The following is a 24,001-nucleotide window of genomic DNA, read 5'->3' on the forward strand; positions in this document are numbered from 1 at the left end:
AGGCAGCCACTTATGGCCGTGCCGCCACGACAGGCTCAGGAATAAAGCCTTCGGCCGTCAACGTACGAATGACGCCCCGAAGCAGGTAGTTGTTCGTGAAGCCCAGGGTGTACTGACGGGAGTTGGGCTGAATCGGGACCAGCATTCGTCTGTCAACCAACTTCTTGATTTGATAGGTCCGTTGCGGCCCGTTCAGGTCAGGCATCGCATCCGCTAGGTCTCCAGACTTCGCCACTCCGCTGTCAGTGTCCAGAAGTCGACGAAGAATTGAGTGCTCCTGGCCGGTGATGTGTTCTCTCTCACGAGAGAAGGCGAGTGCCGGCTGCAGGATTCTGGCTTTAAGGTAGCCATAGTCACACAGCCGATCGAGCTTGCTCAGCTCTGTGAGGATGCCCTGGAGTACATAGATGCACCACCGTTCCAGACCTAGCTGTGTACCGCGATCAGCCTCGCCCAGCATCTCGTAGTAACGCTCACGATCATTGCAGAATACTGCAGTGGGGTTCAGCAGTCGACCGCCGGCGGAGACATCGAATCCGTACTTGATGAGCATCAGGTACGTCAACAAACGAACCACCCGACCATTGCCATTGGCAAACGGGTGAATCCATCCGAATCGGTGGTGCGCGAGCGCCACTTTCATAAGGTGATACTTCTGCGGATCGTGAGCATTTATGAACGCCACCAACTCATCCATGTACCCAGCAACTTGCACGGCGTCCGGCGGAAGGTGCTTCGATTGCGCAATGCGAACCTGGGTCGTCCTGAACTGACCGGGATTCCGGTCTCCCTCTCTGTCGAGCCCCCCTACGGTAATGGCGTGCAATTCTCGAATGAGATGGAGGCTGACGTCGTCTCCTTCCTTGAAATGTTGCTCGATGAAGCTCATAGCTCTCTCGATGTTGGAGATTTCGCGCAGTTGATCGGTAGCCGTGTCATCTCCCTCCATCTTGCTCTCAACGTAATCAGCAAGAGTTGTGTGGTTGCCTTCAATGCGGGCAGACCCAAGGCTTTCCAAGATGTGGAAAACATTCTTGAGTTGGAAGAAAAGGCTTGCTGGAGTCGTACCCGCCAGCCTATAGCGGCGTAGGTGCTCCAACTCATTCAGGACATCGACAAGTGGTGAGTCGAAGGCTGGATTGAGGAGGACCAAGTCGTGATGAGTGAAATCCGGCATGTTGAAAATCTCCAACCCGCTCAACAATTAAGTCGACACAATGCCACGCAAACCCTCAAAAATACTAGCCAAGGCCGAGATTCGACCCACACCACAAGTCAACTCCTGCATTCAGCGAACTTAAATTTGAGTTACGGCCAAGTCAAAGCTGATCCGCTCAGGCATGGACGCCCTACGCGGTTTTCCACCCTACGGTTCTTGGCCGGACATGAGAAGGTGACGCGACAGAGTCACTTCTTCTTACGAGGCTTCAGGTACTTCATCAACCCCTGAAACCACATCACCAGCGCCGGATTCCCCTGGATCTGGATGTCCTTGTTCTGAATCCCCTGCATGAACGCCAGCTGCTTGTTCTTCGCGGTCATGGTGGCGAAGCCGTAGGCGGCATCCTTGAAGCCAAGTGAGAACGCCGGCTCGCTCGCCGGGCCGCGCCTGCTGGTGACGCGCTGGTTCTTCACCACGAAATGCCGGGCGACCTTGCCGTCCAGGGTGTGTAGCTGGAAGCTCAGGTCCTTGTCGCCCAGCTGCTGCTGGAACTCGGGATTGGTGCGGCTGGCCTTGGCCATCAGGCGGCCAAGCATCCAAAGCAGAAAGCGGAATTTCATGTTGAGGTACCGACCGGTATGGGAAAAGGCCGCATTGTAGTGGCTTGGTCGGCGGGAGGAAGGACGGGTACGAATGGGTCCGGGACGGACCGAGCAGTCAGGTTGACCCGGAGCCCGTTGGCTCCGGGTTGGCGCAGCGTCAGTTGACCGCGTCTTTGAGCATCTTGCCCGGTTTGAAGGCGACGGTATTGCTGGCCTTGATGGTTACCGGTTGCCCGGTTTGCGGGTTTTTCCCGGTGCGGGCACCACGGTGGCGCTGAACGAAGGTGCCGAAACCAACCAGGGTCACGCTGTCCTTGCGGTTCAGCGCGTTGGTGATTTCATCCAGCACGGCGTTGAGTACGCGATTGGCCTGGTCCTTGGACAGATCGGCCTTCTCGGCAATGGCTGCGGCGAGTTCCGGTTTACGCATTGGGAGCCTCTGAGACGTTTTTGTTGTTGTGTCCGTACTGTTCACAAGAACAGCGCTAAAGGCGCTGCAACAGCTCTAGGCTGGGGCAGACCCATGGAGAATGGCACGGCGCTAGCACCTGCGCCAGTCCCTGTAGGCGGCTCGCCAGCTCAGCCGGGGGACTTTAGCGACAGAATTTGCGGTAGTTCCGCCAGCACCGGCGGCAGCTGCTTATTCAGCCCTAGCCGCTCCTGCACCGCCGCGCCGGTCAGGGCGTAGCCGAGCAGCTGCCCGGAAGCGCCGAGATAGAGCGCTTTGACATCATTACCCTCGGCCTCCACGGTCCAGCTGCCGACACTATCAAGCACAGGCAGTGAGACCACCACCGGGCATGCCGGGGTCTTTACGGTGACCGGCATGGGGCCATAACTGACAAAGGTAGGATTGCCAAACAGCGTTTTAGCCAGGGCCCGCGCACCGGCCATCAGCGGCATCACGTAGAGCAGGTTCAACCCCTCCACTTCCGCGCAATCGCCGAGGGCGTAGACGTGGGCCGCCGAGGTCTGCAGCAGGCGATCAACGACGATGCCGCGCTTGACCTCAAGCCCCGCCTCAGCTGCCAGCTCGGTGCGCGGGCGCAGGCCAACGGCGCTGACCACCAGATCGCAGGCCAGCCGATTGCCGTCGGAAAGCTGCGCCTGCAGGCCGTCGTCACTGCGTTCGAGGCGCTGCAGCGTGGCGCCCAGATGGAAGCGCGCGCCGATGCCCTCCAGGCCACGCCTTACCGCCTGGGCCGCCTGCAGCGGCAGCAGGCCGGGCATGACCTGCTCGCTCGGCGCGACCAGATCGACCTCGTGGCCGCCCAGCAGCAGGTCGTTGGCGAACTCGCAGCCGATCAGCCCGGCGCCGAGAATCAGCACGCGGCGCTTGCCGGCGACGGCGGCGCGGAAGCGGCCGTAATCGTGCAGGTCGTTGATCGGAAATATTGCGTCGGCGGCATCGCCTGCGACTGGTACCTGGATCGTCTGCGCCCCCCAGGCCAGTACCAGATCGCGATATGAGACCGGTTCATTGCCGATCCACACGCGCCGATTCGCCGGATCGAGGCGGGTGACGCGGGTATGGATGCGAATCTCGGCGTTCAGCTGCTCGGCCATGGCACCGGCGGTGGCCATGCCCAGGCTCTCGGCGTTCTTGTTGGCGGCGAAACCGGTGGACAGCAGCGGTTTGGAATAGGAGCGCCCGTCATCGGCGGTAATCAGCAACAGCGGCGTCTGCGTGTCCAGCTTGCGGAATTCACGGGCCAGGTTGTAGCCGGCCAGGCCGGTACCGACGATGACTACAGGTGCGCTCACGTCATGTCCTCGTATGGGTGGTTGGCGATACGGTTTTCAGCCGATGGCGATCATTTCGAAGTCCATCTTGCCGACACCGCAGTCCGGGCAAACCCAGTCTTCCGGCACGTCTTCCCAGGCAGTCCCGGGCGCGATGCCTTCTTCCGGTACGCCCAGCGCTTCGTCATAGATGTAGCCGCACACCACACATTGCCATTTCTTCATGGGTAACCTCGATGCTCTTTCGACTGCGACGCACGCTATACCAGAACAGCGCGCCGCACCAATCCCACAAATGAAAACGGGCGGCCTGAGCCGCCCGTCGCGATACCGCCAGGCTTAGCCTGCGGTACCCGCCAGCGGATCGCTGATGCCCATCACGTAGAACCCGATCAGCCCGATGGTGCCGGCCAGGATGAGGTAGTACAGGGTCGGCAGCATGGTCTTGCGCAGGGTGATCCCTTCGCGACCGAGCAGGCCTACCGTGGCCGAAGCCGCCACCACGTTGTGAATGGCGATCATGTTGCCCGCCGCCGCACCCACCGACTGCAGCGCCACCATCAGTGCACCGGACAGGCCGAGCAGGCCCGCGGTGTTGAACTGGAACTGCGACAGCATCAGGTTGGACACGGTGTTGGAACCGGCGATGAAGGCGCCCAGCGCACCGACTGCCGGAGCGAAGAACGGATAGACCGAGCCGACGCTGTTGGCCACCAGCTGCGCCATGGCCACCGGCATGGACACCAGATCGGAGCCATTGACGCCGGAGTTGATCAGGATCCGCACCATCGGGATGGTGAAGATCAGCACGAAGCCCGCGCCAAGCAGGGTCTTGCTCGACTCGGAAATCGCCGCGCCCAGCTCGCCGGCCTTCATCCGATGCAGGAAGAAGGTGATCAGCACCACGATGCAGAGAATGCCACCCGGCAGATACAGCGGCTCCAGCGTACCGGACACACCGGTCTCACCAAGGATGTCCTTCCAGCCGAAGGTGAACGACATCAGCAGCGCCTTGAAGTCCGGGAATACCCGCGATGCCACCAGCAACGCGGCGAGCACCAGATACGGTGCCCAGGCCATCGGCACGGAGATCGGCGTCTTGCCGGCGACGTCCTCGATCTTCATCTCGATCTTGCCCATCCACTCGGATGGCCACTCGCTCGCCGGGGCGAAATCCCAGCTGTCCTTCGGCAGCAGGAAACCGGCCTTGGCCGCCGGCACGACGATGGCCAAACCGACCAGCGCACCGATCATCGACGGGAATTCCGGACCGAGGAACACGCCGGCCGCAGCATACGGAATGACGAAGGCCAGACCCGTGAACACCGCGAACGGCGCAATCGCCAGACCTTCGGTCCAGGATTTGTTGCGACCGAAGTAGCGGGTCATGATGCTGACCATGATCAGCGGCATGAGAATCCCGCACAGCGCATGGATGATCGCGACGCGCGAGAAGATCAGGTGGAAGAACACCTCCCAGTTACTGCCCACCGCTGCCAGCTGCTCGCTGATGCCGGTCTTGTCCAGGCCCGCACCGACGCCGACCAGAATCGGCGTGCCCACCGCGCCGAAGGATACCGGCGTGGACTGCACCATCATCCCCATGACCACTGCCGCCAGCGCCGGGAAGCCCAGCGCGACCATCAGCGGCGCCGCCACCGCGGCCGGGGTACCGAAGCCCGAGGCCCCCTCGATGAAGCAGCCGAACAGCCAGGCGACGATCAGCACCTGTACCCGACGGTCAGGGCTGACGTTGGAGAAGCCGCGCCGAATCGAACTGATTCCCCCGGAGTGTTTCAACGTGTTGAGCAGCAGAATCGCACCGAAGATGATCCAGAGGATCGCCGCGGTAAGGATCAGGCCCTGCAAGGTCGAGGCAATGACCCGGTTGAGGGTCATGTCCCAGGCCAGCAGACCGATCAGCGCAGTGAGGACGAATACCAGCGGCATGGCGTACTTGGCCGGCCAGCGAAAGCCGATCAGCAGCACACCCGCCAGCACCAGCGGCACGAAGGCCAGGATGGACAGTAGTGTTTGACTCATTTGTTGGGTCCCTGTGTTTTTGTTGTGAACCGCTTCTAATGTGTCCGGGCGTGCCCGGTGCTTCGCATGAAACGCCCCCACGCGGTGCGTCTCGCGGTGCCGAGGCCGTAACCTCGACGCCAATGCTCGAAAGCCCCGGACGCCGTGGGGCGTCTGGGGCTGTTTCCCAGCACCGCGTGCGCCAAGCCTCTGGCAGCACGCGGCCTCCTAGCCGGTCAGGCCTGGCTTGCCTTGTAACGCTGGCGCCAGGCATGCAGCAGCGGCTCGGTGTAGCCGGCCGGCTGCTCGCGCCCCTTGAACACCAGATCACAGGCCGCCTGGAAGGCCGCCGACTGAGTGTAGTCGGCGGACATGGCGCGATAGAGCGGATCACCGGCATTCTGCTGGTCGACCACCTTGGCCATACGTTCCAGGGTTTCCTGCACCTGCTCGCGAGTCACCACGCCATGGTGCAGCCAATTGGCCACGTGCTGGCTGGAGATACGCAGGGTGGCGCGATCTTCCATCAGGCCGACGTTGTGGATGTCCGGCACCTTGGAACAGCCGACGCCCTGCTCGACCCAGCGCACCACGTAGCCGAGGATGCCCTGGCAGTTGTTGTCCAGCTCCTGCTGCTTCTCCTCGGCGCTCCACTTGTCCTCGGCGACCACCGGGATGGTCAGCAGATCGTTGAGCAGCTGCTCGCGCTCGGCGGCCAGATCGACCTTTTCCAGCTCGCTCTGCACGGCCTGCACATTCACCTGGTGGTAATGCAGCGCGTGCAGGGTGGCGCCGGTCGGCGACGGTACCCAGGCGGTGTTGGCGCCGGATTTCGGATGGCCGATTTTCTGCTCGAGCATGGCCGCCATCAGGTCCGGCATGGCCCACATGCCCTTGCCGATCTGCGCCTTGCCGCGCAGGCCGCAGGCCAGGCCGACCAGCACGTTGTTGCGCTCGTAGGACTGGATCCATGGGGTGGATTTCATGTCGCCCTTGCGCAGCACCGGGCCGGCTTCCATGCAGGTGTGCATCTCGTCGCCGGTACGGTCGAGGAAGCCGGTATTGATGAAGGCCACGCGGTGCTTGGCCGCCGCGATGCAGGCCTTGAGGTTGGCGCTGGTACGGCGCTCCTCGTCCATGATGCCCATTTTCAGGGTATAGCGCGGCACACCGATCAGGTCCTCGACTCGACCGAACAGCTCGTCGGCGAAGGCGACTTCCTTCGGCCCGTGCATCTTCGGCTTGACGATGTAGACGCTGCCGGTGCGCGAGTTGCCCTTGCGCTTGAGGTCATGCTTGGCGATCAGGCTGGTGAGCACGCCGTCCATGATGCCTTCCGGGATCTCGCGGCCGTCTTCCAACAGGATCGCCGGGTTGGTCATCAGGTGACCGACATTGCGGATGAACAACAGCGAGCGACCGTGCAGCTTCAGCTCACCACCATTGGGCGCGCTGTATTCGCGGTCCGGGTTCAGGCGGCGGACGAAGCTCGAGCCACCCTTGGCCACTTCTTCGCTGAGGGTGCCCTGGGCGATACCCAGCCAGTTGCGATAGGCCAGCACCTTGTCTTCGGCGTCAACTGCGGCGACCGAGTCTTCGCAATCGAGGATGGTGGAAACCGCGGACTCGACCAACAGGTCCTTCACGCCGGCGGGATCAGTCTGGCCGATCGGGCTGTTCGGGTCGATCTGGATTTCGACGTGCAGGCCGTTGTTCTTCAGCAGCACGGCCTTCGGCTCGACCGCTTCACCCTGGAAGCCGACGAACTTCTCCGGCTGCTTGAGCCCGGTGACGCTGCCGTTCTCCAGGGTGACCTTCAGCTGACCGTCCTGCACGCGGTAGGCGGTGGCGTCGGCATGGCTGCCCTGCGCCAGCGGCGCGGCCTGATCGAGGAAATTGCGCGCGTAGGCAATGACCTTGGCGCCACGGACTTCGTTGTAGCCCGGCCCCTTCTGCGCACCGCCCTCTTCGGAGATGGCGTCGGTGCCGTAGAGCGCGTCATACAGCGAGCCCCAGCGGGCGTTGGCGGCGTTCAGCGCATAGCGGGCGTTCATGATCGGCACCACCAGCTGCGGACCGGCCTGGGTGGCGATCTCGCTGTCAACGTTGGCGGTTTCGATCTTCACCTCGCCCGGCACCGGCAGCAGGTAGCCGATGGATTCAAGGAAGGCACGGTAGGCGGCCATGTCTTTGATCGGGCCTGGGTTGGCCTTGAGCCAGCTGTCCAGCTCGACCTGCATACGGTCACGTTCGGCGAGCAGCTCACGGTTCTTCGGCGCCAGGTCGTGGACCAGGGCGTCCAGGCCCTGCCAGAAGGCGGCGGCTTCGATACCGGTGCCCGGCAGGACTTCGTCTTCGATGAAACGCTGCAGATTGGCCGCGACTTGCAGGCGGCCCAGGGTTACACGCTCGGTCATCAGTCGTTCTCCTTGTCTGTTCAGTTGGCCAGGGCAGCAACGCCGGCCTTGGCGATCTGGGCATCCTGCGCGGCGGTCACGCCGGAGACGCCGACCGAGCCGATCACCTGGCCGTCGACGACCAGCGGCACGCCGCCTTCCAGCGAGCAGACCACCGGCGCGGAGAGGAAGGCGCTGCGGCCGCCGTTGACCATGTCTTCATAGCCCTTGGTTTCGCGACGGCCGAGGGCCGAGCTGCGGGCCTTCTCGGTGGCGATGTAGGAGGCGATCGGCGCACAGCCGTCCAGACGCTCAAGCGCCAGCGGATGGCCGCCGTCGTCGGCGACGACGATGGTCACGGCCCAGCCGTTGGCCTGCGCTTCGGCACGGGCGGCGGCGAGGATGGTGGCGACTTCGGTCTGGCTCAGTACGGCTTTGCTTTTCATCTCGATTCTCCTGTCTTCGTGTTTCGGTTGTTCGCTGGCCGCCCTGGCGGGGCGACCGAACCATGAGGCGTTGCTACTGCATCGATTCCTCGACCACTTCGATCCAGTGCTTGACCGGCGTGCGACCGGCACCGTCGAGGTGGGTCTGGCAGCCGATGTTGGCGGTGACGATCACTTCCGGCTTGCCGCTCTCCAGCGCGTTGAGCTTGTTGTCGCGCAGCTGGTGGGAAATCTCCGGCTGGGTGATCGAGTAGCTGCCGGCCGAGCCGCAGCACAGGTGCGCATCCGGCACCGCAGTGAGCTGGTAGCCCAGACGGGTGAGCACGTCTTCGACCGCGCCGCCGAGCTTCTGTGCGTGCTGCAGGGTGCATGGGCAATGGAAGGCCATGCGCTTGTCGGCGCGCACATTGAGCTTTTCCAGCTCGGCGCTGCGCAGCACCTCGACCAGATCCTTGGCCAGCTCGCTGACCCGCGCGGCCTTGGCGGCGTAGGCCGGGTCATCCTTGAGCAGATGACCGTATTCCTTGACGAAGGCACCGCAGCCGCTGGCGGTCTGCACGATGGCTTCGGCACCGGCTTCGATGGCCGGCCACCAGGCGTCGATGTTGCGCCGTGCACGATCAAGGCCGGCATCCTGGGCATTGAGGTGGTAGTCCACCGCGCCACAGCAGCCGGCCTCGCGCGCCGGACTGACGCTTATGCCGAGCCGGTCGAGTACCCGCGCGGCGGCGGCGTTGGTGCTCGGCGACAGGCTCGGTTGCACGCAGCCTTCGAGCATCAGCACGCGACGGCTGTGCATCACCTGAGGGCGCGGCTTGGCCGGGCGGATCTCGCGCGGCAGATGATCCTTGAGCGAGGCCGGCATCAGCGGCTTCAGCGCGTTGCCTGCGCCCAGCAGTGCCTTGAACAGGCCGGGACGCGGGATCACTGTGCGCAGGCCGCCGCGCACCAGGCGCTCGCCCAGCGGGCGCTGCACCTGCTGCTCGATGAAATCGCGGCCGATGTCCAGCAGGTTGTGGTACTTCACCCCGGACGGGCAGGTGGTTTCGCAGTTGCGGCAGGTCAGGCAGCGGTCCAGGTGCAGCTGGGTGCTCTCGGTCACCTCGCCGCCTTCGAACATCTGCTTCATCAGGTAGATGCGCCCGCGCGGGCCGTCCAGCTCGTCGCCCAGCAGCTGGTACGTCGGGCACGTGGCATTGCAGAAGCCGCAATGCACGCACGAGCGCAGGATGCTTTCGGCTTCTTCGGCGCGCGGCAGCTTTTTCGCCGCTTCGCTCAGATTGGTTTGCATACGTCGTCAGACCTCGGAATACATGCGGCCGGGGTTGAAGATCCCCTGCGGATCCAGCGCGGCCTTGAGCTGGCGGTGATAGCGCAGCAGCGGTGCCGACAGCGGCTGGAACGGATTGGTCGTGGCACCTGCGGTAAAGCAGGTGGCATGGCCGCCGACCTCGATGGCGATGCCGCGGATGGTCACCGCGTCGGCATCGGACTTCAGCCAGCGCTGGGCACCGGCCCAGTCCAACAGCTGATCGCCGGGCAGACCCAACGCCGGCGTATTGTTCGGCAGCGACAGGCGCCACAGCGGGCGCGGGTCGGCAAAGAACGCCAGGCGCTGCTCGCGCAGCTCGTTCCAGTAGCCGGGGTCGAGATCCTCGCCACCGATGCGCTCGCGCGCCGCACCAACAGAGCCTTCGCCGCCTTCCAGACGCAGGTGCAGCGCCTGGCCATCATGGCTGGCGGCGCTGATCGGGATCGGTTGCTGGCCCCACTCGGCGAGCTTCATCAGCGCGCGGTCGAGGTCGATTTCCAGACGCAGGCTGGTGCACAGGCGTGGCTTGGGCAGGACCTTGAGCGAGACTTCGGTGAGTACGCCGAGGCAACCGAAGCTGCCGGCCATCAGGCGCGACAGGTCGTAGCCGGCGACGTTCTTCATCACCTCGCCACCGAAACGCAGGTGCTTGCCCTGGCCGGTGATGACCCGCGAGCCGAGCACGAAATCGCGCACCGAACCGCTCCACGGGCGACGCGGGCCGGACAGCCCGGCGGCGATCATGCCGCCGACGGTGGTGCCCTCGCCGAAGTGGGGCGGCTCGCAAGGCAGCATCTGCCCAGCTTCATCCAGCGCGGTTTCCAGCTCCGTCAGCGGCGTGCCGGCGCGAACGGTGACCACCAGTTCGGTAGGGTCATAGCTGACGATGCCGCGGTGCTCGCGGGTATCAAGCAGTACACCGTCGGCCTGCCGCCCGAGAAAGCTCTTGCTGCCGCTGCCCTGAATGCGCAGCGGCGTGTTGGCGGCGAGCGCCTGGTTGACCTGCTCCAGCAACTGCGCGCTGGCGTCGTTGGCGATTACGGACATCAGAAACGCTCCAGTTCGGGGAAAGGCAGCTGGCCGTTGTGGATGTGCATGCGGCCGAATTCGGCGCAGCGATGCAGGGTCGGAATGTTCTTGCCGGGGTTGAGCAGGCCACGCGGGTCGAAGGCCGCCTTCACCGCGTGGAACAGCGTCAGCTCGTCGGCGTTGAACTGCGAGCACATCTGATTGATCTTCTCGCGGCCGACGCCGTGTTCGCCGGTAATGCTGCCACCCACCTTCACGCAGAGTTCGAGGATCTTGCCGCCCAGGTCTTCGGCGCGCTCCAGCTCACCGGGCTGGTTGGCATCGAAGAGGATCAGCGGGTGCATGTTGCCGTCGCCGGCATGGAACACGTTGGCCACGCGCAGGCCGAACTGCTCGGACAGATCAGAAATACCCTTGAGCACACCCGGCAGCTCGCGCCGCGGAATGGTGCCGTCCATGCAGTAGTAGTCCGGCGAGATGCGCCCGACCGCCGGGAAGGCGTTCTTGCGCCCGGCCCAGAAACGCACGCGCTCGGCTTCGTCTTTGGCCAGGCGCACTTCGGTGGCACCGGCCAGCTTCAGCACTTCGCTGACTCGCGCGCAGTCGTCGTGAACGTCTGCTTCAACGCCGTCGAGTTCGCAGAGCAGAATCGCCTCGGCATCCACCGGATAACCGGCGTGGATGAAGTCTTCGGCAGCGCGGATCGACAGGTTGTCCATCATTTCCAGGCCACCGGGGATGATGCCGGCGGCGATGATGTCGCCGACCGCACGACCGGCCTTCTCCACCGAGTCGAAGGCAGCGAGCAGCACCTTGGCCACCTGCGGCTTGGGCAGCAGCTTGACCGTCACCTCGGTGACGATGCCGAGCATGCCTTCGGAGCCGGTGAACAGCGCCAGCAGGTCGAAGCCCGGCGAATCCAGTGCGTCGGAGCCGAGCGTCATGCGCTCGCCTTCGACGGTGAGGATGTCCACCTTGAGCAGGTTGTGCACGGTCAGGCCGTACTTCAGGCAGTGCACGCCGCCGGCGTTCTCCGCGACGTTACCGCCAATCGAACAGGCGATCTGCGACGAAGGGTCCGGCGCGTAGTACAGCTCATAGGGTGCGGCAGCCTGGGAAATCGCCAGGTTGCGCACGCCGGGCTGAACGCGGGCGAAGCGCCCAGCCGGGTCGACTTCGAGAATCTTGTTGAAACGCGCCATGACCAGCAGGATGCCCTGCTCCAGTGGCAGCGCGCCGCCAGACAGGCCGGTACCGGCGCCACGGGCAACCACCGGCACGCCGCGCTGATGGCAGAGCTTGAGCAGCGTCTCGACCTGCTCAATGCGCTCGGGCAGCACCACCAGCAGCGGCGTGGTGCGGTAGGCGGAAAGCCCGTCGCACTCGTAGGGCTTGAGGTCCTCGCTGCGGTGGAGGATGTCCAGATCGGGCAACTGCGCCTGCAGCTCGGCCAGCAGGGCGGCCTTGTCGACCTTGGGCAACGCACCATCGACGCGTTCGTCGTAGAGAATGTTCATGGCAGGTTCCGGTTCTCGTGGGTTGCAGCCAGCGCGAACGACTGCGGTGGAATGACGCATCTTTAACGTCGAAGATGGTCCCCAGTCCATGACCTAGACAACTGGTCCTACCAGTTTTTTGTAGTCGCCCGATGAAAGGCACTACCGAATAGTCCTCCAGACGGCGCTGTTACTGGTATTCAGGCATTCAGGGTAAACTCCCGCCAAACTGGTCCTACCAGTGGGAGAACGAAGAACATGCAGAACGAAAACCACAATGACCGTCGTCAAGTCGCCGATGTCGTCGCCGAGCGTATCGAACGGCTGATCGTCGACGGTGTATTGAAGGTCGGCCAGGCGCTGCCATCGGAACGCCGCCTGTGCGAGAAGCTGGGCATTTCCCGCTCGGCGTTGCGCGAGGGCCTGCGCGTATTGCGTGGACGCGGCATCATCGAGACGTCCCAGGGCCGTGGCTCTTTCGTCGCCGAACTGTCCGGCAACCACGATGCCAGCCCGCTGATGCACCTGTTCAACTCGCAACCGCGCACGCTCTACGACCTGCTGGAAGTACGCGCGCTGCTGGAAAGCGAGTCGGCGCGGCTGGCCGCCCTGCGCGGCACCGATGCGGATTTCGTGCTGCTCGGCCGCCGTTACGAGGAAATGCTCGCCGCCCACGCCAGCGAGGACGGCGCCGACCCCCGCGAGCACGCCCGCCTCGACCACGCGTTTCATCTGGCGATCTGCGAGGCCTCGCACAACCCGGTGCTGGTGCACACGCTGCAGTCGCTGACCGACCTGATGCTCAGCACGGTTTTCGCCTCGGTGAACAACCTCTACCACCGACCGGCGCAGAAGAGGCAGATCGACCGCCAGCACTCGCGTCTCTATCACGCGGTGATCGAGCGTCTGCCGGAACAGGCCCAGCGCGCCGCGCGCGACCATATCCACGGCATTCGCGACAATCTCAAGGAGATCGAGCAGGAAGAGCAGCGCCTGGTGCGCGCCACCATGCGCCTTGAAGGCTGGACCTGAGGCGTATGTAGCGTTTACCGAGCGCGGCTACAGCCCTGGCCGGAGAGCCGCACCCGTGCCGCGCCCAAGTCGCATGCTAGACTCGCCGCTCTTTTCCGCTAGCTCTGACGCACCGTGTCCGAAATTCATGACTGGCTAAGTGCCGACTGCCTCCCCTCCCCCCTCGATCCCGCCCTGCACGACTGGCTCTACGTCGACAAGGGCTCGCTCACCCGCCGCCTGACCGAGCTGGCCGATGGCGCCTTCAGCGTGACGCCGCTACACGAAGCCTGGCAGCCCCTGCGCGCCGACGAGTGCGCCGCGCTCGGCGTTCCGGCCGACAGCGAGGGCTGGGTGCGTGAAGTCTATCTGTGCGGTCATGGCCAGCCCTGGGTGTTCGCCCGCAGCGTCGCCGCGCGAGCGCAGCTGGAGGACTCCGGCCTCGACCTGCAGCGCCTGGGCAATCGTTCCCTGGGTGAGCTGTTGTTCAGCGATCCGGCCTTTGCCCGCGGCACGCTCGAGGCCTGTCATTACCCCGCGCGCTGGCTACCGGATGCGTGCCGTGTCGACGGCCTCTGGGCGCGGCGCTCGTGCTTCCGCCAGAATCGGCTCGGCGTGCTGGTCGCCGAGGTGTTCCTCCCCGAGCTGTGGCAGGCCGCCGCCGTCATGCCCTGAGCGCGCCGCTCTGCATGCCCCCTTCCGCCAAGGAGAGCCGTTGATGTATCTGAAACTGCTGCAATCGTGCAATCGCCTGCACCCGCGCGCCTGGGACTTCATCCAGCTGATGCGCCTGGACCGGCCCATCGGCACCTATCTGCTGTTATGGCCGACGCTATGGGCGCTGTGGATCGCTGCCGAAGGCGTGCCCAGCGCGAAGAATCTGTTCATCTTCGTCACCGGCGTGATCCTGATGCGCGCCGCCGGCTGCGTGGTCAACGACTTCGCCGACCGCAACTTCGATGGCCACGTGCAACGCACCCAGGCGCGCCCCATGGCCACCGGCAAGATCAGCTCGCGCGAGGCCTGGACGCTGTTCGCCGTGCTGGTGGGCCTGAGCTTCGGCCTGGTGCTGCTGACCAACGCGACCACCGTCTACCTGTCCTTCGGCGCCCTGGCGCTGGCCGCCTGCTACCCGTTCATGAAGCGCTACACCTTCTATCCGCAGGTGGTGCTCGGCGCGGCCTTCTCCTGGGGCATGCCGATGGCCTTCACCGCGGAGACCGGCAGCCTGCCGCCCGAGGCCTGGCTGTTGTTCATCGCCAACCTGCTGTGGACGGTGGCCTACGACACCTACTACGCCATGGCCGACCGCGAGGACGACCTGAAGATTGGCATCAAGTCCACCGCCATCCTCTTCGGCGAAGCGGACCGCGTCATCATCGTCACCCTGCAGGGCCTGGCGCTGTTCTGCCTGCTCCTTGCCGGCGTGCGCTTCGAGCTGGGCCAGTGGTTCCACCTCGGGCTGGTGGTCGCCGCCGGCTGCTTCGCCTGGGAGTTCTGGAAAACCCAATCGCGCAAACCGCAGATCTGCTTCAAGGCGTTCCTGCACAACCACTGGGCAGGACTGGCGATCCTGGCGGGCATCGTGCTGGACTACGCCACCAAGGCTTAAGCCCAGGCGTGCCGGGCTAGAGCGCCGGAGCACGGCAGCCTGCTGCCGTCTGCCTGTCACATGGCTGCAATAATTCCGTTATCTAATGCCGGACGACAAGAACAGACCCGAGGCTTGACCATGAACGGCAAGAGCATACTGATCGTCGATGACGAGGCGCCGATCCGGGAGATGATCGTCGTCGCCCTGGAAATGGCCGGCTATGACTGTCTCGAAGCAGAGAACACCCAGCAGGCCCACGCGCTGATCATCGACCGCAAGCCGGACCTGATCCTGCTCGACTGGATGCTGCCCGGCACTTCGGGCATCGAGCTGGCGCGCCGCCTCAAGCGCGACGAGCTGACCGCCGACACGCCGATCATCATGCTCACCGCCAAGGGTGAAGAGGACAACAAGATCCAGGGCCTGGAAGTCGGCGCCGACGACTACATCACCAAGCCCTTCTCGCCGCGCGAGCTGGTAGCCCGCCTGAAGGCCGTGCTGCGCCGTGCGACGCCAGTGGACAGCGAATCGCCGATCGAGATCGGCGGCCTGCTGCTCGACCCGGTCAGCCACCGCGTCACCATCGACGGCAAACCGGCCGAGATGGGCCCCACCGAATACCGCCTGCTGCAGTTCTTTATGACCCACCAGGAACGCGCCTACACCCGCAGCCAGCTGCTCGATCAGGTCTGGGGCGGCAATGTCTATGTAGAAGAGCGCACCGTCGATGTGCATATCCGCCGGCTGCGCAAGGCGCTCGGCGAAGCCTACGAGAACCTGGTGCAGACGGTACGCGGCACCGGTTATCGTTTCTCCAGCAAAAGCTGAGCACGCCGGGTGAGCATGCGTCCCGGCGTCTTCCACCCCATCATCGCCACCTTTCTGGAGTGCATCGGTTGAATCAGGACTGGCAAGGAGCCCTCGTGCGTCGCCTGCTGCTTCTGCTGGGCGGCTGCCTGCTGCTGGGACTGCTGACCGGCGAATATGCCTGGGCGCTGGTCCTTGGCCTGACCGGCTACCTGATCTGGACCCTGCGCCAGCTGCTGCGCCTTCAGCGCTGGCTGCGGCGTGCCGACCCGGACGAAGCACCGCCGGATTCGGCCGGCATCTGGGGCGATATCTTCGACAGCCTCTACCAGCTGCAGCGCCGCGACCTGCGCCTGCGCGGCGAACTGCAAGGCATCATCGATCGCGCCCAGGGCTCTACCGCGGCACTCAAGGACGCGGTGATCATGCTCGACAGCGATGGCAATCTGGAATGGTGGAACCCCGCCGCCAACCGCCTGCTGGGGCTGAAGAAGCCGCAGGACGCCGGCCACCCGATCGGCAACCTAGTGCGTCATCCGGCGTTCAAGGAGTACTTCGACGGCGGCAACTATGACCAGCCGCTGGAGCTGGCCTCGCCCGTCGATGACCGCATTCGCCTGCAGTTCAACATCACTCGCTACGGCAACCGCGAGCACCTGCTGCTGGTCCGCGACGTCACCCGCCTGCACCAGCTGGAGCAGATGCGCAAAGACTTCGTCGCCAACGTATCCCACGAGCTGCGCACGCCGCTCACCGTCATCGCCGGCTATCTGGAGACGCTGCTGGAAAACGCCGACGCGGTGAACCCGCGCTGGCTCCGGGCGCTGCAGCAGATGAATCAGCAGGCCGGGCGCATGCAGCACTTGCTCAACGACCTGCTCCTGCTGGCTCGTCTGGAAACCAGCAGTCGCCCGACCGACAACCAGCCGGTGGCGGTGGGCCTGCTGCTGCAATCGATCGTCAGCGATGCCCGCGCACTATCTGGCAGCCGCGGCCACCTGATCAGCCTCGATGCCGACCCGGCGCTGCTGCTCAAGGGCAGCGAGACGGAGCTGCGCAGCGCCTTCTCCAACCTGGTGTTCAATGCAGTGAAGTACACACCCGATGGTGGCAGCGTGCATGTGCGCTGGTGGAGTGACGAGGTGGGCGCGCACCTGAGTGTCGAGGACAGCGGTATCGGCATCGAGCAGAAGCACCTGCCACGCCTGACCGAGCGTTTCTACCGCGTCGACTCCAGCCGTGCCAGCAGCACCGGCGGCACGGGACTGGGGCTTGCCATCGTCAAGCACGTGCTGCTGCGCCACCAGGGCCGCCTGGATATCAGCAGTACACCTGGCCGAGGCAGCCGCTTCTCCTGCCACTTCCAGAACAGCCAGGTGTCCGAACGCTGACCCGCTGCCTGCGCGAGCCGGAAAAATCCCGGCTCATCGCTTGAAAAGCCGGCCCGCCGCCGCCATCCTGTCGCGATCATTGGCTACCCGACCCCTTCATGGACCCCTCCCCCAGTTACGCCGCCTCGTCCTATTTCGCCGATTTCGGTCTGATTCTCTTTGCCCTGTTCCTCGTGCTGCTCAACGGCTTCTTCGTTGCCGCCGAGTTCGCCATGGTCAAGCTGCGCTCCACCAAGGTGGAAGCGATCGCCAGCCGGCACGGCTGGCGCGGGCACATCCTGCGCACCGTTCACGCTCAGCTCGACGCCTACCTTTCGGCCTGCCAGCTGGGCATCACCCTGGCTTCGCTCGGCCTCGGCTGGGTCGGCGAGCCGGCTTTCGCGCACCTGCTCGAACCGCTGTTGGCCAGCATCGGCATCCAGTCCCAGGCGCTGGTGCACGGCATCGCTTTCTTCACCGCCTTCTTCATCATTTCCTACCTGCATATCGTGGTTGGTGAGCTGGCGCCGAAGTCCTGGGCGATCCGCAAGCCGGAGCTGCTATCGCTGTGGACGGCCGTTCCGCTGTACCTGTTCTACTGGCTGATGTACCCGGCCATCTACCTGCTCAATGCCAGTGCCAACGCCATTCTGCGCATTGCCGGCCAGGGCGAGCCGGGGGCGCACCACGATCATCACTACAGCCGCGACGAGCTCAAGCTGATCCTGCATTCCAACCGCGCCCGCGACCCCGGCAACCAGCAGATCCAGGTGCTGGCCTCGGCGGTGGAAATGAGCGAGCTGGAAGTCGTCGACTGGGCCAACTCCCGCGAGGATCTGCTGCAACTCGAGCACGATGCGCCGCTGAGCGAGGTCCTCGAGGTCATTCGCCGCCACAAGTACAGCCGCTACCCGGTCTACGACAACCAGCAGGGCGAGTACGTCGGCTTGCTGCACATCAAGGATCTGCTGCTGGCGCTGGCCGCCGATGATCACCTGCCCGAGCACTTCTGCCTGAACGAGCTGCTGCGCCCACTGGAGCGGGTGTCCAAGCACATGCCGTTGGCCAGCCTGCTCGAGCAGTTTCGTCAGGGAGGGGCGCATTTCGTACTGGTCGAGGAAGGCGACCACAAGGTGATTGGCTTCCTGACCATGGAAGACGTGCTCGAAGTGCTGGTTGGCGACATCCAGGACGAACATCGCAAGACCGAACGCGGCGTGCTTGCCTACCAGCCCGGCAAGCTGCTGGTCCGCGGCGACACCCCGCTGTTCAAGCTGGAGCGCCTGCTGGAGATCGATCTCGATCACGTCGAGGCCGAAACCCTTGCCGGTCTGGTTTACGAGACGCTGAAACGTGTCCCCGATGAAGACGAAGTGCTCCAGGTCGATGGCCTGCAGATAGTCATCAAGAAGATGCGCGGACCGAAGATCGTCTTGGCCAAGGTTCTTCGTTTTCCGGGATAGATCGCCCGCCATTGCTGGCCAACCATAGTTACCTTTTCGTTTACATACCGCTCGCTAATCCTTGATTTACAAGTATTAACGACCGCCCATCGTGATACGCAGAATTATTTTCAGACAGCGCCAGTCCACGCCATAGGCGGCTCGCTTGAGCCGCCACCGATTTCTTATCGAATGACGATGGAGCTTCCCGCATGCGCATCAATGGTTTGACTACCACAACCGCCTTGGCCCTGTGCCTGGCAGCCACCTCTCAGGCTTTCGCTCAATCGGCCACCGGCCCGATCTCCACGTTCGGCGTCATTGGCTCGCACAATCAGTACAAGCTGACCGTGAACGACGAAAGCGACAAGGAGCGCCTCAACCAGGGCGGGCTGTACTACAACTTCGGCAACAAGATGACCGGACAGGAAGGCTTCATCTACCAGGCCGGAATCGAAGGTCAGTACCGTGAAAAAGACGATGTGGAATATCTATCCGCTCGCGCCGATCTCGACCTGGGCCTGCGCGCAGCCCTGAGTACCAACAACTATGTCGACCTGATTGTCGGCGGCGGCTACGACTGGGGACGCATCGAGCAGGATGACGTACGCGTCGGCATCTTCGAGGAAGACGTCAAGCTGACCACCCGCTCGCCATTCGCCAAGGCAGGTATCGGCTACAACTACCTGACGCCCGACTACACCGTGCGCCTTGAAGTGGGCGCCCGCTATTCCATTGAAGCGGACAGCAAGCTGAAGGTTGGCGGCGAAAGCGACACCGTCGACCTCAAGGACAAGGTCAACCCCTACGGTGAGCTGAGCGTGCTGTGGAACAAGGGCATCAACAACATGCCAATCAGCACCAGCCTGTACTACACCCAGACCCGCTACGAGATCGACAGTGACAGCGAGTTCGCCGAAAACAGCAAACTCAAGCAGGAACAGGTCGGTTTGAAGGTCGGCCTGGCGTTCTGAGTCGCTGAAGTTGCCGGCCTGTCATGAACGGACCGGTGAGCGGCCAGCGCGGCTACTCACCCCCCACGGCGAAGTTCGGCAGGCTGTTGACCGGCTGCGAGAAGTCGAAGGGAATCGACTCGATCGCCAGGCCGACGTTGCGCTGCACCACGAAGTGCAGGTGCGGCCCGGTGCTGTTGCCGGTGTTGCCGGAGCGGGCAATACGTGTACCGCTCTCGACTCGCTGGCCCTCGCGCACGGCCACCGAGCCCTTCATCAGGTGCAGGTAGACGCCCATGGTGCCGTCGTCATGCATGATGCGCACGAAATTGCCGGCCGGGTTGTTGCCCCGCCCGCTCTGCTCGTTCTCGATCTTCACCACCATGCCGCCGCGCGCGGCGACGATGGGCGTGCCTTCGGGCATGGCGATGTCGACCGCGTAGCGACCCTTGGGCGTGAAATGGCTGTACTGGCCGTTGGCGCCCTGGGTCAGGCGGAACGGACCGCCGCGCCATGGCAGCGGATACTTGTAAGGTTTGGGCAGCAGGCGCGGATCGCCCAGGGCATGGCGAAGCTTGGGCGTGTACTTGAGTGGCTTGCTGGCATCGCGCGGGGCCAGGGTGGCCAGACGAATCTGACTGCGCGGCGGCAATACCCAGCGAATCGGCTTGGCCGGTGCCCCGACGGCATTGACGACGTTTTCCAGCTTCAGCTCGATATCGACCGGCGCGAACAGGTCGTTACGCACCAGCAGCGTCTCGCCTGCCGCGTGCTTGCGGGTTTCCAGTTTGACCTGGGTGTCGAGCTTTTCCACCATGCGGTCACTGAAGACGAAAACCTGCGCGCCAGGCGCAGCCTGGTCGCTGTAGGTCACGACCCCATTGGCGTCGGTGTATTTGTAGATGGTCAGGGCCAGCGCCGGCGTAGCCAGCAGCGGCAGCCCGAGCAACAAAAGAATGCGCCCCAGCATAACGGCAGTTTCTAGTGGTTATAGTGTTGGAGCGGGAAGACTAGCAGTGCCGGCGGACCTGTGCGAGCCACCGACCGTCGGGGTGTGATGCTCGTCAGTTTGTCTGCGCGGCCAGGCGCCGAACGGTCGCCTGGCCGGGTCGAATCAGGCGCCTGGGACGAAGTGCCGCTGCGCGGTACCACGGGCGATCAGGCGCGACAGGTAGTCCATCTTCTGCGGATCGCGATCAACGAAGCGGAACGACAGCTGCAGCCACTCGCTGTCGGGCTTGGGTTCGAACGCGGCGACGGCATGCAGGTAGCCATTGAGACGGGCGACCTCACCGCCCTCGCCCTGCTCGAGATCGAGCACGGCGCTTTCCAGCACCTGCGGCAACTGCTCGCCGCGTTTGACCACCAGCAGCGCTTCCTTGAGGCTCAGCGCCTTGATCACGCAGGCGACACTGCCGTTGGCCAGGCGCAACTGGCCCTGCCCGCGACCGGACGCGGCACCGGCTGGTGCGCTGGCAGGCGCTGCACTGGGCTGAATCAGCGGCGAGGCCTTGGCTTCGGCGGCCGGAGCGGCGGGTCGTACCACCTCGGCCTTGCCGCCCGTCAGCGCGGCCAGCGAGTCGTTGGCCATGCCGGTCGCCAGAGTTCGCGTCGGCGCGCTGGCGGCCAGGGCATCCAGCTTGCCGGCGCGGCCGAGGGCCTTGCGTACCTTGCTGGTGAGCTGTTCGTTGGAAAACGGCTTGCCGATGAAATCCGAAACGCCGGCCTGAATGGCCTGTACCACGTTCTCCTTGTCGCCACGGCTGGTGACCATGATGAACGGCGTGATCTTCAGCGCATCCTGCGTGCGGCACCAGGTCAGCAGCTCCAGACCTGACATCTCCGGCATTTCCCAATCACAGAGGATCAGGTCGAAGCGCTCACGGCTGAGTATTTGCTGGGCCTTGCGCCCGTTGACCGCATCCTCGATGCGAATGCCGGGAAAGTGACTACGGAGCGCCTTCTTCACCAGATCCCTGATAAAGGGCGCGTCATCCACCACCAGCACACTGACCTTGCTCATCCTTAACTCCTGCTCGAATGCCGGCAAGCATAGCCGCAGGATCGGATCGACAAAAGCACGAGTGGCCATTGCCCGTGAAGTTGTTGCGCCCGATCAACCCAGCGACGCGGGTCACGGGCGGGACATGCCCCCGCGGCCACGGCATACTTGCGCCTTTCGCCAGCTTCGCGAGGCCGCCCATGCTTCAGCACAATCGGGTTCAGCACATTCTTGTCGCCCACGATCTCAGCCCGGACGCCGATCTCGCGCTGCAACGTGCCGCCGGCCTGGCGCGCCAGACCGGTGCTCGCATCAGCCTGCTTTACGTACTCGACGAGCGCGACGCCGGGAGCGACGAACAGCAGGCACGCGCACTCCTGCAGCAACGCCTGCAGGAGAACGGGCTGGGTCAGCTCGAACCCTGGATTCGCCGCGGGCAGCCGGTGGAGGAGATCCTCACCCAGGCCGAGGGGCTGGAGGCCGATCTGCTGGTGCTGGGCCGCCATCACAAGGGGTCGAGCCAGGGATTCGCCGGCACCACGCTGGAGCGCGTCATGCTGGAAAGCCGGGCGCCGCTGTTGCTGGCTATCACCCCGGCGGAGGCCCCGTATCATCGCGCCGTGGCTGCGCTGGATTTCTCCCGCTGCGCCACGCGCGCCATGCACTGCGCTTGGGAGTTGCTGGGCGAAGGTGCCGAACTGCACGCTCTGCACATCGACGAGATGGCCGAAGTACACGGCCCCGATTACGAAGGTCTGTCGCTGCAGCAGGAGCTGTTCGACCAGCTGATCGAAGATATCCAGCCGCAGCTGCCGGATACCGGCGCGCTGCTGAGCTACAGCCTGCATCAGGGCGAGCGCAACAATTGTATGGACGAGGCGCTGCGCGACCTGCAACCGCAGCTGCTGGCCCTTGGCAGTCACAGCCGCGGTGAACTGAGCAGCGCTCTGCTTGGCAGCCTCGCCCGGCAGTTTATCGACAACCCGCCCTGCGACATCCTGATCGCGCGCTGAAGCGCATCTCTGCCCGCCTGCGCCCGACGGCTCGGGTGCATGCGGGCACAGCATCACTGATCGGCACGCCACCATCAGGTTGCGTCCTTGCAAACCCCTGCTACGTTTAGAGCCAGAACAACAATAAGAAGAAGACGCCCATGAGCCTCGCTTCGACTCGTTTCTGGTCCCGCTTTCCAGCTCCCATCTCTGCGACTTTCCACGACGACGTGATGCCCCGCGCACGAGTGCGTTCGCCGTGCGTGCATCAATGCCTGGCCGCTGCATTCAGCCCGCCGGCGATCCACGGCATTGCGCGCCTGACCGTCTGCCCAGCTTTCCCCTAACCCGCCCATACGGACCGCTTCGCATGGGGCGAACCCGTATGCCGAGCAAACCGTGCAAGGAGATACGCATGAAGCTTTCAGCAATCGCAGCGGCAACCCTGACGGCAGTGGTCGCCGTACCCGCCTCGGCCGAGATTTCCGACGGCAAGGTGAAGATCGGCATCCTCAACGACCAGTCCGGCGTGTATGCCGATTTCGGCGGCAAGTGGTCGTTCGAGGCAGCGAAGATGGCTGCAGAGGACTTTGGCGGCAAGGTACTCGACGCGCCCATCGAGATCGTCACCGCCGATCACCAGAACAAGCCGGACATCGCCTCCAACATCTCGCGGCAGTGGTACGACCGCGAGCAGGTCGACTCGATCATGGAGCTGACCACGTCCTCGGTGGCGCTGGCGGTACAGGGCATTTCCAAGAGCAAGAAGAAGATTAACCTGGTGACCGGCGCCGCCACCACGGAGCTGACCGGCAAGCAGTGCTCACCCTATGGCTTCCACTGGGCCTATGACACCCATGCGCTGGCGGTCGGCACTGGCGGCGCACTGGTTTCCCAGGGTGGCGACAGCTGGTATTTCCTCACCGCCGACTACGCCTTCGGCTACTCGCTGGAAGAGCAGACTGGCAAGTTCGTCAAATCCAAGGGCGGCGAAATCAAGGGCGCGGTACGCCATCCGCTGGCGAGCACCGATTACTCGTCGTTCCTCTTGCAGGCGCAATCCTCCGGCGCCAAGGTCATCGGCCTGGCCAACGCTGGCCTGGACACCGCCAACAGCATCAAGCAGGCCGCCGAGTTCGGCATCGTCGCCGGCGGCCAGCGCCTCGCCGCGCTGCTCTTTACCCTCGCCGAAGTGCACGGCCTGGGCCTCGACGCCGCCCAGGGCCTGACCCTGACCGAAAGTTTCTACTGGGACCGCGACGACAAATCCCGCGAGTTCGGCGAACGCTTCTTCAAGCGCACCGGCCGTATGCCGAACATGGTCCACGCCGGCACCTACTCCGGCGTCATGCAGTACCTCAAGGCGATCGAGAAGGCCGGCACCGACGCCACCGAGCCGGTCGCCAAGGCGATGCACGAGATGCCGGTGGACGACGTTTTCGCGCGCAACGCCAAGGTAGGCGCCAATGGCCGACTGATCAGCGACGTCTACCTGATGGAAGTGAAAAAGCCTGAGGAAAGCAAGCGCGCCTGGGACTACTACAAGGTGCTGGCCACGGTGCCGGGCGACGAGGCCTACATCAAGCCGGCCGATAGCGGCTGTGAACTGGTCGGGCAGTGAG

General features: G+C 64.1%; 22 protein-coding genes. 9 read left to right on the forward strand and 13 right to left on the reverse strand.

Translation table 11 applies throughout. The annotated features are described in order from the left end of the window. Nucleotides 1-10: 10 nt before the first annotated feature. The 11 genes from LW136_RS20040 to glcD form a co-directional block, all read right to left on the reverse strand. Complete coding sequence (locus LW136_RS20040) at nucleotides 11-1,177, reverse strand: Fic family protein (protein ID WP_234173836.1); 1,167 nt, start codon at nucleotides 1,175-1,177, stop codon at nucleotides 11-13. Nucleotides 1,178-1,407: 230 nt separating this feature from the next. Further along, nucleotides 1,408-1,782, reverse strand: coding sequence for an SCP2 sterol-binding domain-containing protein (locus tag LW136_RS20045; protein WP_234173838.1), 375 nt, complete (start codon nucleotides 1,780-1,782; stop codon nucleotides 1,408-1,410). Nucleotides 1,783-1,921: 139 nt separating this feature from the next. Next, a complete protein-coding gene (locus tag LW136_RS20050; protein WP_003283322.1) occupies nucleotides 1,922-2,194 on the reverse strand; it encodes an HU family DNA-binding protein in 273 nt (90 codons plus the stop codon). Nucleotides 2,195-2,343: 149 nt separating this feature from the next. After that, complete coding sequence (locus LW136_RS20055; RefSeq protein ID WP_234173839.1) at nucleotides 2,344-3,528, reverse strand: NAD(P)/FAD-dependent oxidoreductase; 1,185 nt, start codon at nucleotides 3,526-3,528, stop codon at nucleotides 2,344-2,346. 36 nt (nucleotides 3,529-3,564) lie between these two features. After that, nucleotides 3,565-3,732: a rubredoxin gene (gene rd / locus LW136_RS20060; RefSeq protein ID WP_003283319.1), complete on the reverse strand. Its 168-nt coding sequence runs from the start codon at nucleotides 3,730-3,732 to the stop codon at nucleotides 3,565-3,567. Between the two features lie 114 nt (nucleotides 3,733-3,846). Then, the gene (locus tag LW136_RS20065; RefSeq protein WP_041015220.1) at nucleotides 3,847-5,550 is read right to left on the reverse strand and encodes an L-lactate permease; all 1,704 of its coding nucleotides are present in this window, start codon (nucleotides 5,548-5,550) and stop codon (nucleotides 3,847-3,849) included. A 215-nt stretch (nucleotides 5,551-5,765) separates the two neighbouring features. Then, complete coding sequence (locus LW136_RS20070) at nucleotides 5,766-7,946, reverse strand: malate synthase G (protein WP_234173847.1); 2,181 nt, start codon at nucleotides 7,944-7,946, stop codon at nucleotides 5,766-5,768. A gap of 20 nt (nucleotides 7,947-7,966) precedes the next feature. Further along, nucleotides 7,967-8,371 carry a heme-binding protein gene (locus LW136_RS20075; RefSeq protein ID WP_003283314.1) on the reverse strand — a complete coding sequence of 135 codons (405 nt, stop codon included), beginning with the start codon at nucleotides 8,369-8,371 and terminating at the stop codon, nucleotides 7,967-7,969. A gap of 73 nt (nucleotides 8,372-8,444) precedes the next feature. Next, nucleotides 8,445-9,662 (reverse strand): glycolate oxidase subunit GlcF, encoded by a 1,218-nt coding sequence (gene glcF / locus LW136_RS20080; RefSeq protein ID WP_234173848.1) that lies wholly within the window; start codon nucleotides 9,660-9,662, stop codon nucleotides 8,445-8,447. A gap of 6 nt (nucleotides 9,663-9,668) precedes the next feature. Further along, on the reverse strand, nucleotides 9,669-10,730 hold the full coding sequence (glcE, locus tag LW136_RS20085) for a glycolate oxidase subunit GlcE (RefSeq protein WP_234173850.1): 1,062 nt from the start codon (nucleotides 10,728-10,730) through the stop codon (nucleotides 9,669-9,671). After that, nucleotides 10,730-12,229: a glycolate oxidase subunit GlcD gene (gene glcD, locus LW136_RS20090; protein WP_234173851.1), complete on the reverse strand. Its 1,500-nt coding sequence runs from the start codon at nucleotides 12,227-12,229 to the stop codon at nucleotides 10,730-10,732. The genes glcE and glcD overlap by 1 nt, the downstream gene beginning before the upstream one ends. A 237-nt stretch (nucleotides 12,230-12,466) precedes the next feature. On the opposite strand from glcD, the gene glcC reads away from it, so the two are divergent. The 7 genes from glcC (at nucleotide 12,467) to LW136_RS20125 (ending at nucleotide 19,406) form a co-directional block, all read left to right on the forward strand. Next, nucleotides 12,467-13,240 (forward strand): transcriptional regulator GlcC, encoded by a 774-nt coding sequence (glcC, locus tag LW136_RS20095; RefSeq protein ID WP_041015224.1) that lies wholly within the window; start codon nucleotides 12,467-12,469, stop codon nucleotides 13,238-13,240. A 114-nt stretch (nucleotides 13,241-13,354) separates the two neighbouring features. Further along, on the forward strand, nucleotides 13,355-13,894 hold the full coding sequence (locus LW136_RS20100; RefSeq protein ID WP_234173856.1) for a chorismate--pyruvate lyase family protein: 540 nt from the start codon (nucleotides 13,355-13,357) through the stop codon (nucleotides 13,892-13,894). A 43-nt stretch (nucleotides 13,895-13,937) separates the two neighbouring features. Next, nucleotides 13,938-14,831: a 4-hydroxybenzoate octaprenyltransferase gene (gene ubiA / locus LW136_RS20105; protein WP_090521878.1), complete on the forward strand. Its 894-nt coding sequence runs from the start codon at nucleotides 13,938-13,940 to the stop codon at nucleotides 14,829-14,831. Between the two features lie 120 nt (nucleotides 14,832-14,951). Then, complete coding sequence (gene phoB, locus LW136_RS20110; protein ID WP_003283304.1) at nucleotides 14,952-15,641, forward strand: phosphate regulon transcriptional regulator PhoB; 690 nt, start codon at nucleotides 14,952-14,954, stop codon at nucleotides 15,639-15,641. 68 nt (nucleotides 15,642-15,709) lie between these two features. After that, nucleotides 15,710-17,011, forward strand: a complete 1,302-nt coding sequence (phoR, locus tag LW136_RS20115; protein WP_014821831.1) for a phosphate regulon sensor histidine kinase PhoR — start codon at nucleotides 15,710-15,712, stop codon at nucleotides 17,009-17,011. Nucleotides 17,012-17,109: 98 nt separating this feature from the next. After that, nucleotides 17,110-18,453, forward strand: coding sequence for a hemolysin family protein (locus LW136_RS20120; RefSeq protein ID WP_023444552.1), 1,344 nt, complete (start codon nucleotides 17,110-17,112; stop codon nucleotides 18,451-18,453). A 191-nt stretch (nucleotides 18,454-18,644) separates the two neighbouring features. Then, nucleotides 18,645-19,406, forward strand: coding sequence for an outer membrane beta-barrel protein (locus tag LW136_RS20125; RefSeq protein WP_042927857.1), 762 nt, complete (start codon nucleotides 18,645-18,647; stop codon nucleotides 19,404-19,406). Nucleotides 19,407-19,458: 52 nt separating this feature from the next. Here LW136_RS20125 and LW136_RS20130 read toward each other — a convergent pair whose 3' ends face one another. Both LW136_RS20130 and LW136_RS20135 read right to left on the reverse strand, forming a co-directional pair. Beyond that, a complete protein-coding gene (locus LW136_RS20130) occupies nucleotides 19,459-20,355 on the reverse strand; it encodes a peptidoglycan DD-metalloendopeptidase family protein (RefSeq protein WP_014821834.1) in 897 nt (298 codons plus the stop codon). Between the two features lie 144 nt (nucleotides 20,356-20,499). Next, complete coding sequence (locus tag LW136_RS20135) at nucleotides 20,500-21,408, reverse strand: response regulator (RefSeq protein WP_044314422.1); 909 nt, start codon at nucleotides 21,406-21,408, stop codon at nucleotides 20,500-20,502. A 179-nt stretch (nucleotides 21,409-21,587) separates the two neighbouring features. On the opposite strand from LW136_RS20135, the gene LW136_RS20140 reads away from it, so the two are divergent. After that, nucleotides 21,588-22,400 carry a universal stress protein gene (locus LW136_RS20140; protein ID WP_023444548.1) on the forward strand — a complete coding sequence of 271 codons (813 nt, stop codon included), beginning with the start codon at nucleotides 21,588-21,590 and terminating at the stop codon, nucleotides 22,398-22,400. 394 nt (nucleotides 22,401-22,794) lie between these two features. Next, the gene (locus LW136_RS20145) at nucleotides 22,795-24,000 is read left to right on the forward strand and encodes an ABC transporter substrate-binding protein (protein WP_044314421.1); all 1,206 of its coding nucleotides are present in this window, start codon (nucleotides 22,795-22,797) and stop codon (nucleotides 23,998-24,000) included. The last annotated feature ends 1 nt before the right edge of the window (nucleotide 24,001 follow it).

Source organism: Stutzerimonas kunmingensis (genome assembly GCF_021432085.1).
GTDB lineage: Bacteria > Pseudomonadota > Gammaproteobacteria > Pseudomonadales > Pseudomonadaceae > Stutzerimonas.